This is a genomic window from Kitasatospora sp. NPDC056800, from assembly GCF_042789775.1.
In the GTDB taxonomy this organism is placed as follows: domain Bacteria; phylum Actinomycetota; class Actinomycetes; order Streptomycetales; family Streptomycetaceae; genus Kitasatospora.
The window spans coordinates 1-13891 of record NZ_JBHUAL010000108.1 but is presented as its reverse complement, the minus strand read 5'-3'; the positions used below and the strand labels follow the sequence as shown (position 1 = coordinate 13891).

Here is a 13891-nt window from a genome sequence, read left to right as displayed (position 1 = left end):
CGGGCTGTTGGGTGGATCGTGTGGTGCTCATACCCCCTCCGCCCGCTGCTGGACGACGGTGACGACCGGCGGCCCCTGCGGGATCTGCTCGGCGCTCTGGCACAGCCCGGTGGCGGACTGCGGCAGCGCGGGCGAGCCGTTCACCCGGATCCGGGCGGACGGCAGCACCCAGCGGATCGTGACGCAGGGCTGCGGCTTCCCCGCCACGGTGAACGGGCAGCCGGTCACGGTGTACAGGTCGGCCGTGCTGGTGACGGCCTGCCCGGCGACCAGCACCCGGCCCTGGGCGGGCACCGCCGTCGCCTGGGCGCCGTGCGGGCAGATCACCGTCGCATTGACGTGCAGCAGTTTTCCGGACAAGACAATCTCCCCCGTCAGGTCACGCTCAGGGCGTCCTGGTTGATGGTCACGGTGGCGCCGACCAGCGCGATCGAGGCGCCCTGGCCGTTGCTGATCCGGATGCCCGAGTCGTTGATCACGATCGAGGCCCCGCTCGGGATGCGCAGCGTGATCCCCGTGGTCGGGTCGTCGGACAGCACGATCACCCGCCGCCCCGAGGTCTCCAGCACCATGTTCGGGACGCCCGGCGGCCCGGTCGTCGCCTCCACCGGGACCTCCGATGCGGAGCCGTACCAGCAGCCCGTCCAGATCGGGTAGCTCTGGTCGCCCTGCTCGAACTCCAGCCACACGCCCGCCCCGACCGGCGGCACGGCGTAGTGCCCCATGCCCGGGCCGGCCACCGGGAAGCACGGCATCGCCCAGGTCGACACGGCGTCGCCCAGGACGTCGGGCACCTGCGCCTGGATGCGGCCGATCCCGAGCGGGTCGGTGTTGGTCACCACCGTTCCCCGGTACTTGCCGAGGTAGCGGGTCGGTTCGGCCATGCTGGCAACTCCTGCTGGTCGGGGCGGCCTTGCGGGACTTCGACGCTCTGCGGTGCTGCGGTGCTGCGGTGCTGCGGTGCTGCGGTGCTTTGGTGCTGCGGTGCTGCGGGACTTCGGTGTTACGGGACGACGGTCGGCTGGAGGGCGATCAGGCCCTCGCGGGCCAGGGTGAAGTTCTGGGTGTACGAGCCGCGCTTGAGGTTGTGGGTGACGCTCTTGACGAAGTACAGGCCGTCGTAGGTGATCCCGGCCCCTCGGACGCCGACCAGTTCACGCGGCCGCAGCACGTGCCCGTACCGGACGACGTCGAGCTGGCCCGAGCCGGAGACGGCGTCCGCCGACTGCATCGCCTTCGCGATCGTCTCGGCGACGGCCTGCGAGGTGTCCTTCTTGGCGGTGTCGGCGATGACCTTCTTCTTCAGCGCCGGCGCGGGCCTGAGCGCGAGCGGCGGCCGCAGGATGCTGACCTCCGGCACCGGCAGGATCGTCGACACCTTGGTCGCCGGCAGCTGGATGCGCGCCTCCGGCTCCTCGCGGGCGGTGCCGTCGAAGGCGAAGGTGAGCTGGTCGACGTTGGACAGCGCGTCCATGTTCACGTTCAGCGCGTGCTGCGGGACGCCCAGCCGGACCTCCGGCCCCCAGTAGGCGCGGCTCATCCCCGGGACCGGCCCGGGGTCCAGGTAGAACACGTAACCGTTCGCCTTCGCCAGCTCGTTGACGTAGCCGAGGTCGGTGCCCTTCTGGAAGTCGATCCGCCGGGTCGGCATCGGCGTCTGCGGTACCAGCTCCGGGACGACCAGCGGCACCATGCCGTACTGCCCGTACTTGCCGATGATCGCGGCGACCCGGGCCGCCGGGGACATCGCGGGGAAGGGCACACCGGCCTGCTCCTCCAGGTCCATCAGCACCGTCAGGTCCTCACCGGTGACGGTCAGCGTGGACTGGCCGGGCTGGTTGCTGATCCCGACCTCCTGGCGGATGATCACCCCGTCCATCAGCACGGCCGGCGTCCCCGTGACGACCGCCATCAGCACGACCCTGATCTTCGGGTCGAAGAAACCGCCCGGCAGCAGCGCGGTGTTGATCAGCCCGTTCTTCGACAGGTCGAAGGCCAACTGGAACCCGCTGCGCTGCCCCGACGCCACCGTCACCTGCGCCGACAGCAGCGCGTCGGTCACCGGCTGCGGCACCGGCACCGGAATCTGCGGCCCCATCAACAGGCTCAGGTGGATCGACCCGATCGCCCCACCCCCCGTCACCGCCGAGGCGTCAACCACTCCCCACCCCCGGCCCCGCCCCCGGCACCGCGCCGGGCAACGCGATCGTGATCCGCCGCCCCGGCGTCGCCGTCAACTCCCGTGGATCGAGCACCGGGTTGGCGTCGGCGATCCGCCACCACTGGTCGGCGCTGCCGAGGTAGCGGTAGGCGAGCAGATCGGGACGGTCACCTGCGCTGACGGTGTGCTCGGCGAGCGCGGTCAACCCCTCCGCACTCGGCAGCAACCGCCGCCGCAGGTACGGGACCTGGCGCCCGTCCGGCTCCGTGTGCAACGCGACCGGGACACCGTGGTACCGGCTGGTCAACGGGTACGGCGAGGGCGCCGGCAGCGCGTTCAGCGGGTCGATGGTCATTGGAACCCCCCTCCCACCCCGAGCGCGCCCAACCGGCCGTCGGCCGCGGCACCGCCCAGCCGCTCCTTCTGCGCCAGGTGCGCGAGGTACAGCTCCGCCCCGCGGTGCCCGGTCGGCAGATCACTGACGGTCAGGACGCGCAGCCCGATCGCGACAGCCGCCCTGATCGGATTCAGGTCGATGTCGAACGCCTCCTCCGTGATGGTCAGTTCGGTCAGCCGCACCGGCAGGATCCGCTTCCCACCCCAGGTGAAGAGGGTCAGCGGGGCCTCGATCGGCGTGACCTCCAAGGTCCCGAGCGAGGCCAGCGCCTGGTTCGCCCGCACCTGGTCACTGGTCGGCTGCACCAGCAGCTCGAGCGTCGCCAACTGCGGATGAATCCCGTTCGGTGCCGGAAGGTCCAGCTGGTCGGTCGCGTCCAACTCCGCCGTGAACTTCCAGGTCTCCACGGCCGGCCCCTTCAACCGCAACGCCTCCGTCCGGTCCCCACTCCCGTCCGCTCCTGCCACCTGCGGCGCCAAGGAGCGCTCCAGACTGTCCGGATTGAACTGCAGCACCACGACCCGCTGCGGAGTGCCGCGCAGCGGATCGACGACTACCAGCCCGGCCCTGATCGGCTTCGGCGCGTCCGTGTACCCGGTCATTGACCACCTCCCTCCCGCCGCATGAGATCGGCTACGGAAGCCGCCTGGTCGCGCAGTGACTCCTCGGGATCAGATGTGCCCATCTCGGCGATGAGTGGCAGGAGTTCGGGCCAGAACGCGTAAACGGCCGCCCACAGGCCGCCCTCGCGGATCTCGCCGGTGCGATCGCACATCGCGTCCGTGATACGCCGGAAGAACGGCTCGTCCAAGGTGAGCGGGGCTCCGACCCCGGCCCGTACCAGGGAGGCACGGCGATCCTCGATCGAGTCGGCCTCGTCCACGGCGCGCAGGAGGTCGTCGGCGGAGACCGGCTGGAGGAACCGCGCCAGCAGGTCCGTCGCACCGTCGACATCACTCCGGTCCTCACCGGTGACCATGACGAATCGCACCCCGTACGGATGCTCCTCCGCGTAGTGGATGTGGAACGGACCCAGCTCCCAGGCCACTTCCCGGGTCAAGCCGAAGTGGAGAGTCGCGTTGACCTCCTTGACCTTCGTCGCCTGTGAACCCTCGACGAAGTCCGTCACCTCAGCCTCTCCGATGCCCTCGGGCAGCACCAGACGTCGTCCCCTGTGCGGTCCCCAGCTCATTCTTCGACACCGTCCTTTCGATCTGCTGTCACGGCGTCCACAACCTTGGCACGCGTTGTGTCAGGCCCTTGTCCAGCTCGAGGATCTCGTCCACGAGGTCCTTCAACCGTTGAAGGTAGGCTTCGAGACCGGACGGGGAGATATACACGTTGTCCGTCAGCAGGCGGTCCGTCCACAGAGTCACCCGGTCGAGGCGCCCGGCAGGCGTCTCCACACCCAGATCCGACTCGGCTTTCCCGGGCTTCCTGACCCCGACCTTCTCCGCCCACTTGGTCTCCTGCCGGTGGACCGCCGTGTAGACGCTCGGCGTATGGGCCTTGAGCAGCTTCTGAACGTCCGGGTCGTCCACACCCCTGGCCGGATCCCCGTTGACGGGAGCGACGAGGTCCGCGGCCTGCTGGACCCGCTTCGCCACGCCGACCGAACGGTTCAGCGTCATGTTTCCCCGGGACAGGATCTCGTCCAGCCGCCTCCGTGCCTCCGCTTCCGTGGTGGCCTGGTTGGCCCAGCGGGTCTCGGCCGGGCCCATCATCCGCATGATGGGGTCGCGCTGGCTCTCGACCAGGGTGCGCAGGTAGGAGAGCCCGATGACCGCTTCCAGGGGCGCTTTCCGCCCTGACGCGGCCTGCGTGTGACCCGACTGGAGCTCTTCGAGAGCGGCGAGGAATTCGAGGGGATCCGCGAGCTCCTGCGCCCGGCGACGCTCGTCCTGGTACCGGCCCCGGCCCGAGCCCAGTACCAGTCGGCCGCCGGGATCGTGGCGGTATCCCTTGTTCCACCGTGTGACCACACCGGTGTCGCCGTGCTTGAGGTCGACCGCACCGCCCTTGACCTTACGGGCGCTCGCGAGTGCGCTGTCGACGGCGAGTGTCTGGGAGGTGAGCGATGCGGCCGGGTCCACCCGGAAGGTGCTGACCGAGGTGCTGGGGGACCCGCCGACCGGCGGTGGCTGGGTCGGCTGCACGGCAAGCTGCTTGGAAGCTGCCAGGGCGTGTTGGTGGAGCTCCTGCTGAAGCCGCAGCTTCAGCTCCAAGGCGGCTTTTTCGCTTGCCTCCTTCTCGGGGTTCAGCCGTGCCATGACGACTGCCGCTGACTCCCCGCCGGCCACGTCCAGCGACGTCAGCCGGTACCAGCGGCGCAGCCCGGACAGGAGTACGCGGAGCACTCCCGCACGGATTCCCTTGCCGAGCAGTCGCCCGATCTTGGGTCGGATGCGGGCCACGATCAGGTCCAGGCGCTGCTGCTTCGCCTGGGGCGAGTTCTCGTGGGCGCGGCGTTGGGCGCGTTGCTGCTGGCGCTTCTGGTGCCAGGTGCGGAGGCGGTCGCGTTGCTTGCGGTAGGCGTCGCGGATCCTGTGGGCGCCGTTGGTGAGGGCGCGGCCCAGCTTGCTGTTGAGGACCTTGCGGCCGAGGGTGCGGGCGGCCGTCCGTACCCGGTTGAGTGCCGCCTTGACGGTCTGGCGGGAGGAGTTGAGGGCGCGGCCGACGGGGGAGGTGGGGCGGCGCGGGGTGGTGGGCTTGGGGCGGGTGGCGGTCGGGCGGTGCTGGGCGGGGCGCTCCGCGTGCTGCACGGTGTGCCGGGCGGGGCCGGTGCGGGCAGGGCGGGCGGGCCGGGCGGGACGGCCGGGGGCGGGCCGGCGCCGCAGGGACTGGGTGGCCCGGCGCAGGCTCGCGCGGGCCTTGTTGACGGCCCGGCCCGCCGCCTTGCGGGCACCGCGACCCGCCCTGGCCAGGCCTTTGAGGATCCGCTGGGCGATCCCCTTGAGCTTGGTGCCGACCGCTTTGCCGGCTCCCTTGAGCTTGCTGAGCAGGAAGTTGGAGATGAAGTCGAGCAGCGCGACCACGCCCGCCGCGACGGCGTCGGCGAAGAGGCAGGCGGCCGATCCGGATTTGACGGCCTTGAGGAAGGCGACGAACTTCCCGATCGCCGCGATGATCTTGCTGATGGTGTTCCAGGCCGCCATCAGCCCCTGGATGATCGTCATGATCGCACCGGCCGCCGGCACGATCATCGAGACCAGTTTCTCGACGACGATCGACACGATCATCCCGGGCAGCGCCGCGACGATCGCCTGCCAGGCCATCCGGCCGATCTGGGCCATCGAGATGCAGCCCTTGACCAGGACGTTGACGATCGTGGACGTCAGCCCGACGACCGACTCGACCTTCTCGTTGAACCAGGTCCGCACCGCGTTCTTGATCGCGCCCCACAGGTAGTGCTGGATGCCGTCGACCGCGGCGGTGCCGAGCTTCTTCAGCCAGCCGCCCGGGTCGGGGGCGATGTCGCCGATCAGGGCCGCGAACTCGCCGAAGACGGCGATCGCCTTCTGGACGAAGTCGATCGCGTCCATGACGGCCTTGCGGACGGCCTCGATGGCGGCCTTGAGTCCTGCCTCCAGCGCGTCCAGCAGTGCGTTCAGCCCGGCGGCGAGTGCGTCGAGGAGCTTGTTGACGGCGTTCTTGAGCCGGTCCGCCCACTCGTTGACCTTGGCGATGGCCTTGTCGCGCCACTCCTCGATCTTCTTGCGGAACTTGTCCCGCAGTTCGGGGAAGGCCGCCAGCAGGACGTCGCAGATCTTGATGAGCGCGTCCGCGAGCTTTTCGATCAGCTCGACGGCGAACTTCCGCGCCTGGTCGATCGCCCAGTTCGCGAACTTCCGGAAGCCGTCGATGATGTCGTTGATCAGGCCGCGGAAGAAGTCGAAGACCTTGGTGACGGCCTCGACCAGTGCGTCGAAGGCCGCCTTGACCTTGGACTTGACCCAGCCCCACCAGCCTTCGGACTCCTCCTTCTTGCGGTCCTTCTCCTTCTGGGCCTTCTCCTCGGCCTCCTTCCGCTTGTCCTGGATCTTCTGGTTGTCCTGCTGCTGACGGTCCTGGACGTCCTTGTCGGCCCCGGCGCGCTTCTTGTCGATCTGGCCGGTCTTGTCGGTGTGTTCGGCACCGGCGTCCTGGTCCGCGGTGGTGATCTTCCCGTCCTGCTCGGTGCGCCACTGCTCGCGTTCGGCCTTGACCTTCTCGGCGGCGTCGCCCCGTTCCCCGGCCTGGGCCTGGGCGTTGTCGGCGACCGCCTGGTCGACCTCGGCCTGGTTCTGCCGCCGGGCGTCGGCCTCGCCCTGCTTCTGCTTGGCCTGTTCGGAGCCCAGCCGGCCCTGCCCCTCGCCGACCGCGGCCTGGATCTGCGGGCCGCGTTCCTGCTGGGTGACGATGCCGATGCCCGGCTTGGTGTCGACGGCGCCGCCTGCCCTGGCACCCCCGCGCTTGCCGCCGCCGGGGACGGAGGCGGTGAGGGTCTCCTTCGGGACGTCCGGGTAGATCCGGTCCTCGCCCATCGGCTTGGCGGTGTCCTCCCGGCCGACGCCGAGGATCCTGCCGGAGCTCTCCTTGAGCTTGGCGGCCTGCCGGTCGGTGCGTGCCGGGTCGCTCTCCCCGGTCAGTTCGACCTTGGGGGCGGCGCCGACCGTGGTGTTCAGCGCCGGGTCGGTCGAGGGGACGCCGTCGACGGCGACCTGGGCCTGCTGCACCTCCTGCGCCGAGACCTGGTTGCCCGCGTCGTCGGCGACATTGGGCGGGGCGACCCGGTCGCCGGGGTTCCGGCCCTCGACCTTCTTCTGGTCGGCCGTCTGCTGCCCGCCGTCCGCGCCCTCCGGGCCGACCCGCTCCAGCCGCTCCGTCACGGCTTCGGCGGGCGGCGCGGCCTCGGATGCGCCGGACTGGGTCTGCGGCGCCCCGGACGGGCGCTGGGTGGTCGGCGGGGCGGCCTGCAGCCGGGCGTGCTGCTCGCCGACCGTACGGTCCACCGAGCCGTCCACGCCGTCCAGAGTGGTGGCCATCTGATCGGGCGGCAGGCTCGCGGCGGTGGCCAGCGCGCTCTGCGGGTCCTGGCCGGAGACGTCGGGCGCGGCCGGCTTCTGCTGCTCCTGCCCGCCCTGGGCGCCCCCGGCCGCGGCCCCGCCTCCGCCCGCACAGCCGCCGCCGGCGCCGCCGGTGCCGTCCTGCTCCGCCTCGGTGGTGGGCTGCTGGGGGCCCGCGCAGGCGCCGCCGCCCGCCTCCAGCGAGGCGTCGGGGGCGGCCTGGGCGGTGAGTCCGCCGGGCGCGTCGGCCTGCTCGGCGGCCGGGCCGGGGGCGGCGTCCGGGGCGGTGTCGGGGGTGGCACCGGGCGCTGCCCCGGGGGCTGCCCCAGGAGCGCTGTCGAGGACGGCGCCGTCCCCGCCGACCGGCCCGCTGCCGCCGACCGGCCCCGGCGCCACGGGGGCGGTACGGTCCGGGCCGCTCGGCTCGGGCGAGGCGGCCGCCTCGGGGGCCGTTTCGGGTGCGGGTTCGGTCTCGCGCGCCGCCTCGGCGGGCGCTTCGGGCTGCGGCGCCTCCGGCTGCGCGGGCTCGGCAGGGGCCGGCGCCGGGGCCGCGGCCGGGTTCGCGGTGGGTTCGGGGCCGATCTCCTGCTCGACCGGCTGCTCCGGCTGGAGGTCGCGGGCGCTCCGGTCCTCGGCCTCGGTGGCGGGGGTCGGCTCGGGGGCGGCCTGGGGTGCCGCCCCGGGCTCCGCCTGCTCGGGCGGAGCCGGGGCCGCCTCCTCGTCGTCCTCTGGCCGGCTGTCCCGCTCGGCCTGCACCTGCTCGGCCTTGGTCGCGGGCGGCTCGGGGAACGCGGGCGCCTCGGCCTGCGCGGGGGGCGTGCCGTCCGCCGACAGGGTGAGCTGATCGGCTGTAGGGACGGCCGACACGTCGAGGTCGGCGGAGGGCAGGAAGTCCCCGGGCTTGAGCTCGGGCCCGGGGACGGCCGACGACTGCCGGTCCTCGCTCGCGGCGGGCGCGTCGTGGACCTCGGATTCGGCGCCGGGCTCCATGCCCAACGGCCGTTCCTCGTCCGGGGCTTCGCCCTGCCGGTGGTCGCCCTCCAGCAGCCCGTGCCGGGCCAGCGGGCTGTCCTCGGCCCGCGCGATCGCGTCCAGGCGCTCGGGCTTGACCGGCGCGGTCTGCGGCAGAAGCCCGGCGGCGGGCTCCTGCGGCTTCGTACCGGCCGAGGGCCGGGTGCCGACGCCCTGCTGCTCGGTCTCGGGTGAGCCGGGTACGGAGGCGGCGGCCGGCTGGGCGGCGCCCTCCTCGGCCGGTACGGGCGCCTGTTCCGGGCCTGCCGCGGGTGCCTCCTCGACGGCCGACGGCTGTGCCTCCGTGGGGAGTTGGGCCTGAGCGGCCTCCGGCTGTGCGGCCGGTGGGCTCTGCGCGGCCTCGCCTTCCGCGGGTGGCGCCTGCTGCCCGTCCTGCTGCTCCGGGCGTTCCTCGTCGCCGTCCTTCTCGTCCCTGCCCTCCTTGCCGCCGTGGCCCTTGCGGTGCTTCCGGTGCTTGCTGCGAGCCTTCGGGTCGTCCGACTGTCGTGCCTCGTCGTCGAGTTGTTGCTTCCGGTCCCGCTCCTCGCGGTCCGCCTGGTCGGTCCGGTCGCGGTCGTCGGTGGTCCGGTCGGCGGCATCGGTCACCGGCTCGGGGGTCTGGGCGGCGTCCACGTCGGCCGGGCGGTGCTCGGCGGCCTCGACCAGTTCCAGCACCCGGGTGTAGTCGGAGGAGGGCAGCAGGACCGCCAGTCGGTCCAGGACGGAGGACTGCAACTCGGGCGCGAATCTGGCGAGTTGGAGGCGCACCCGGCCGGAGGAGTCGGTCGGGTCGCCGCGCAGCGAGCGCAGGATGCCGGACGCCAGCCGGTCGACCAGGGTGGCCGGGTCGAGCCGTTCGGTGCGGAAGCGGTCGGCGTCGACGGTCGCGTAGCGGAGCCAGCCCGGTGTGGCGCTGGGCGTCGCCGTCGTCGGCCGGTCCCCGCTCGCGCCCTGCTCCGCCTCGCGTTCGACGGCGTCCTGCGGCAGGCTCACCGCGCCCAGGTCGCGGCCGGCCCGCAGCGCGCCGAGCGGGTTCGGGGCCTGGATGGTGTGCAGCAGCTCGTGGGTGAGCAGCCGGCGGCCGTCCTCGGCGGCCGGCCGGTACTTGCCCTCGCCGAAGAAGAGGTCCGGGCCGACGGCGACGGCGTCCGCGCCGATCAGCTCGGTCAGCGCGGCGGAGTCCCGGTCGGTGTGCACCCGGACCCGGCTGAGGTCGTGCCCGAGCCGCGCCTCCAACTCCCGGCGCACGCCCGGGTCGAGCGGTTGGCCGGCGCCGGAGACGATCTCCTTCGGCTCGGGGGTGCGGGCCTTCGGTGCCCGGGTCTTGCGCCGGGCCTGGCCGCCCTGCTTGGCGTCCTGCGCGGAGTCCCGTGCGGGGGCCTTGAGTTGGGTCACGTCCGCCCCCGCTCCACGTGCCGCCCGGTACCCGGGAGCTGACCAGAACCCGACAACCCGGCGTGTACGGCGCGGGCGAGCGCCTCGCCGAGCCGCTGCGGTGAGGCGCCCGCCGGCAGCGGCGGCAGGCCGGAGAGCAGGTCCAGCGCGCGGTCGCCGCCCGCCGCGAGCGGTACGCCGCGCGTCTCGACCAGGCGGGCCAGCTCGCCGCGGAACGCCGTCGTCAGCCGCTCGTGGTCGATCCGCTCGAAGCCGTCGAGGACCAGCTCGCCGATCTCGACCTCGATCCGTCCGGCACCCGGGTGTTCGGGGGTGCCCGGCCCGCCTTCGTCCCGCGCGTTCACACCCATCCGCCGACCTCCGAGGGTGACAGCGAGCGCTCCAGCTTCAGGTACTCGGTGCGCGCGGCGGCCAGCATGTGCCGCATCTGCACCGGGCAGCCCTCGTCGGCGGCCAGGAAGGCCGCGGACAGCGCGATGTTGCGGATCGAGCCGCCGGCCACGGTGAGTTGGGCGAGCCGCTCGGGGTCGAGGCCCTCGCTGGGGGTCCGCCGGGGGATGACCCGCCGCCAGATCTCGGCGCGTTCCGGCACCCCGGGGAACGGGAAGTCGACCACGAACCTGATCCGCCGCATGAACGCCGGGTCCAGCGCCTTCTTCATGTTGGTGGTGAGCACGGCCAGGCCCCGGTAGGCCTCCATGCGCATCAGCAGGTAGCTGACCTCCAGGTTGGCGTAGCGGTCGTGGCTGTCCTTGATCTCGCTGCGCTTGCCGAACAGCGCGTCGGCCTCGTCGAACAGCAGCAGCGCGCCGCCGCGTTCGGCGGCGTCGAAGACCCGCCGGAGGTTCTTCTCGGTCTCGCCGATGTACTTGCTGACGACCTGGGAGAGGTCGATGACGAACAGGTCCACCCCGAGCCGCCCGGCGACGACCTCGGCCGCCAGCGTCTTTCCGGTGCCCGAGCCGCCGGCGAACAGCGCGGTCACCCCCAGGCCGCGCCGCAGCACCGCTTCGAAGCCCCACTCCTGGTAGACCGTGCCGCGCCGGCGGACGTGGGCGACGATCTCGCGCAGCGTCGCGCGCTGGCGCTCCTCCAGGACCAGGTCCTCCCAGTCGGCGCGCGGCTCGACCCGCCGGCCCAGCTCGTCCAGGGACATCCGGGCCTCCACCAGTCCGGCGTGCCAGGCCAGTTCGCCGACGTCCTGGTCCTTCTCGGCCGCCCGCCGGGCCGTCGCGGCGGCCGACCGGATCACATGGCCGGGCAGGGAGAACTGCGCGGCCAGCGCCCGGAGTTCGTCCTCGGCGATGCCCGGCGCGCCGTCCAGCGCCTCGGTCCAGATGCCCAGCTGCTCCTCGGGGCCGAGCGTGGGCACGGTCAGCCGGGCGCGGTCGGAGGCCCCGGCCGGCCGGGGCTCGTCGCCGGACACCACCAGCGGCACCGCCAGGCTCGCGAGGAAGGCCTCCGCGCCGTTCGGGGACCGCGGCTGCTCCCGGGCCGGCTCCCCGTCCTCCACCAGCAGCGCGGCCGGGATCAGGATCGCCTCCCGCTGCCACAGCCGGGCGAGCTGCTCGCGCTCGGCGGGCTCTGTGGGCAGGTCCTCGCGGTGCGCGACGTAGAGGCCGAGCCCGGAGCGGTGGGCGGCCGCCGAGGCGATCTCCCAGCGGGTGCGGCGGTCGGCGCCGCTCAGCTCGGCGTGCGGCGGGCCGGTGAGCCCGGCCGCGGACCACCCCTGGGCCAGCTCGGCCGCGCACCGCTCGTGGGGTTCGGGCAGTTCGCCGGGCGGCCCGACCCGGGTGAGCAGGCCGTGCAGCCGCACGTCCAGGTAGGGCACGCCGACCAGGAAGTGCAGCACCCGCTCGTCGATCCGCAGCCGGGAGGCGGTGATCGCCGTCTCGTCGTCCAGCTCGACCAGCCGGAAGCGGCGCAGCGGGCCCACCGGGGTGAGCGCGCTCCAGTGCGGCCGGTCCAGGGCGGCGAGGGCGAGCGAGAAGGTCGGGTACCCGCGCCCGGGGTCGCCGCCGGCCGCGGCGCACCGGGCGGCGGCGGTGGGGTCGATCTCGGGGGCGGCGGCCAGTACGAGGACGTCTCGCTCGAAGGGGGTGAGCCCGAAGGAGGCGGCGAGCGCGTCCAGGGCGGTGGCGGGCTGCCGACGCCCGGTGCGGCGGGTGCCGGGGGCGGGCGGCTCGGCGGTACGGGTCGTCTCCGGGGTCGACGGCGGGGCCGGCTCGGCGGTACGGCCGGCCGCGTGCGCGTCGACCCGTGCGAGCACGGCGGCGACCGCGGCCGACAGCGACTGCCGGTGCGACTCGTCCGCCAGGCCTTCGCGGTCCTGCCTGCGGCGCGTTGCCATCTCTCCCCCCGTCCCGTCCGTTGTGTCGGTGCGTCCTGTGGTCAGTGCGTCAGGTCCACCACGGGACCGGTGAAGGCCCCGTCGCCGGACACCGTCAACTCGCTCGGCACGCCGTCCACTTGGACCCGGGCCAGGTACACCGTCGGCCGGACGCCGGTGACCGGCACCCGGACCGCGTACGGGTCGCTGCGCGGCTGCGACGGCACGGGCGCGCGGAACTGGTAGCTCGCCCCGGCGCGCCCGGTCGGCGGGCTCAACTCGTCCAGCAGCAGTAGGACCTGCTGGTCGTCCCGGAGCGGGAGGTCCAGCCGGACGTCCATCTGGGCCGAGACCCCGGCCGGTCCGTCGGTACGGTCCGCCGTACCGATCGGCGCGGCGATCCGCGGCTGCCGGGCGAAGGTCTGCGCGTTGGACTCCACGGCGAGGTGCTCCGCGGCGGGCCGGCCGTCCAGCGCCAGGCCGTGCAGCACCTGCAGCTGGTACACGCCGGGCGGCAGGTCCGCCGGGACGGCGACCACCAGCCGGTCGTCCCGCACACCGCCCGGGGCGACCGGCACCCGGCGCCCGCCCAGCCGGGCCACGACCAGCTCCGCGCGCAGACCGGAGCCGACCACCACCAGCTCCCGGTCCCTGGTCACCGGCCCCTCCTCGGGCGCGCCGGTGGACCCGGCCGGGCGGGACAGCACCCGCTCGACGACCGGCCCGCGGGACGGCACGGCCCGTACGGTGCGGCGCAGCACCGGCTTGCCCGCCACCGGATCGACCTTGCCCTCCACGAACACGGCGGTGGCCTGATAGGTCACCGACAGCGCGTAGGGGGTCTGGAGCAGCGTGCTCCACAGCTTGGACATCTCGTCGACGTCCATCGTGGTGGGGGTGAAGCGCACCCGCTGCGGCGAGGCGGCCAGGTCCGTCCCCACGAGGTACGGCTGGGCGGCCGCCTCCTCGATCAACTGCCGCGACAGCGCGGGCTGTTCGGTCAGCGTCCGGACGACGCAGCCGAGCAGCCGCTGGCCCACCAGCTGGGACTCCTCGCCGTAGCAGCTGATCAGGTAGTGCAGGTCGAGGGCGGCGGCCGGCCGGGTCAGCACGGTGCCGTCGGTCGCGCGGGTGGGCGCGTCGTGGTTGCGCAGCGAGGCGTTGGGCGTGACCTGGTAGAGGAACACGGTGATGGTCGGGTCGGCCGGCGGCTCGGTCGGCGGCTTGCGGGTGCCGACCTCGACCGCGAACGGGATGTCGGGCGAGAGCGCGCGGGAGACGAGCAGCCGCAGTGCCTCGGTCACGGTGGCGATCGCGAGGTGGTTGCTCATGCGCCCTCCCCGTTTCGCTCGGCGGCATCTGCCCGTGCGCGACGTGTGACGGCCCGCAGGCCCACTCGCCTGGTCATGGCCGCTCCCGGTCGAGGTACGCGCCCAGGTCGAGCGCGGGGGAGGGGCGGGCGGCCGCCGCCCGGCGCGGGCCGGCCGGGGCGCGCTCCGCGGCCCTGACCTCCACGCGCCCGATCTGGACCCGGACCACCCGCTCGGCCGGCC

Annotated in this window: 10 protein-coding genes; all 10 read right to left on the bottom strand. The window is 73.4% G+C overall.

The window, feature by feature from the left end; all coding sequences use genetic code 11:
- Window positions 1-27 precede the first annotated feature (27 nt).
- On the bottom strand, window positions 28-360 hold the full coding sequence (locus ACFRQN_RS23035) for a hypothetical protein (protein WP_074006030.1): 333 nt from the start codon (window positions 358-360) through the stop codon (window positions 28-30).
- A 14-nt stretch (window positions 361-374) separates the two neighbouring features.
- Window positions 375-884: a phage baseplate assembly protein V gene (locus ACFRQN_RS23030; RefSeq protein ID WP_049657827.1), complete on the bottom strand. Its 510-nt coding sequence runs from the start codon at window positions 882-884 to the stop codon at window positions 375-377.
- A gap of 119 nt (window positions 885-1003) precedes the next feature.
- Entirely contained in the window at window positions 1004-2098 is a 1095-nt protein-coding gene (locus ACFRQN_RS23025; RefSeq protein ID WP_049657830.1) for a hypothetical protein, read from the bottom strand.
- A gap of 55 nt (window positions 2099-2153) precedes the next feature.
- Window positions 2154-2516, bottom strand: a complete 363-nt coding sequence (locus ACFRQN_RS23020) for a hypothetical protein (protein WP_380741762.1) — start codon at window positions 2514-2516, stop codon at window positions 2154-2156.
- On the bottom strand, window positions 2513-3160 hold the full coding sequence (locus tag ACFRQN_RS23015) for a hypothetical protein (protein WP_375873555.1): 648 nt from the start codon (window positions 3158-3160) through the stop codon (window positions 2513-2515). Before ACFRQN_RS23015 ends, ACFRQN_RS23020 begins: the two co-directional genes overlap by 4 nt.
- On the bottom strand, window positions 3157-3717 hold the full coding sequence (locus ACFRQN_RS23010; RefSeq protein WP_074006026.1) for a hypothetical protein: 561 nt from the start codon (window positions 3715-3717) through the stop codon (window positions 3157-3159). Before ACFRQN_RS23010 ends, ACFRQN_RS23015 begins: the two co-directional genes overlap by 4 nt.
- A gap of 61 nt (window positions 3718-3778) precedes the next feature.
- A complete protein-coding gene (locus tag ACFRQN_RS23005; RefSeq protein ID WP_380741759.1) occupies window positions 3779-10009 on the bottom strand; it encodes a DUF4157 domain-containing protein in 6231 nt (2076 codons plus the stop codon).
- Window positions 10006-10359, bottom strand: coding sequence for a hypothetical protein (locus tag ACFRQN_RS23000; protein WP_380741757.1), 354 nt, complete (start codon window positions 10357-10359; stop codon window positions 10006-10008). The genes ACFRQN_RS23005 and ACFRQN_RS23000 overlap by 4 nt, the downstream gene beginning before the upstream one ends.
- Window positions 10350-12359 (bottom strand): ATP-binding protein, encoded by a 2010-nt coding sequence (locus ACFRQN_RS22995; RefSeq protein WP_380741755.1) that lies wholly within the window; start codon window positions 12357-12359, stop codon window positions 10350-10352. Before ACFRQN_RS22995 ends, ACFRQN_RS23000 begins: the two co-directional genes overlap by 10 nt.
- A 41-nt stretch (window positions 12360-12400) precedes the next feature.
- Window positions 12401-13669 carry a DUF4255 domain-containing protein gene (locus tag ACFRQN_RS22990; protein ID WP_380741753.1) on the bottom strand — a complete coding sequence of 423 codons (1269 nt, stop codon included), beginning with the start codon at window positions 13667-13669 and terminating at the stop codon, window positions 12401-12403.
- Between the last annotated feature and the right edge of the window lie 222 nt (window positions 13670-13891).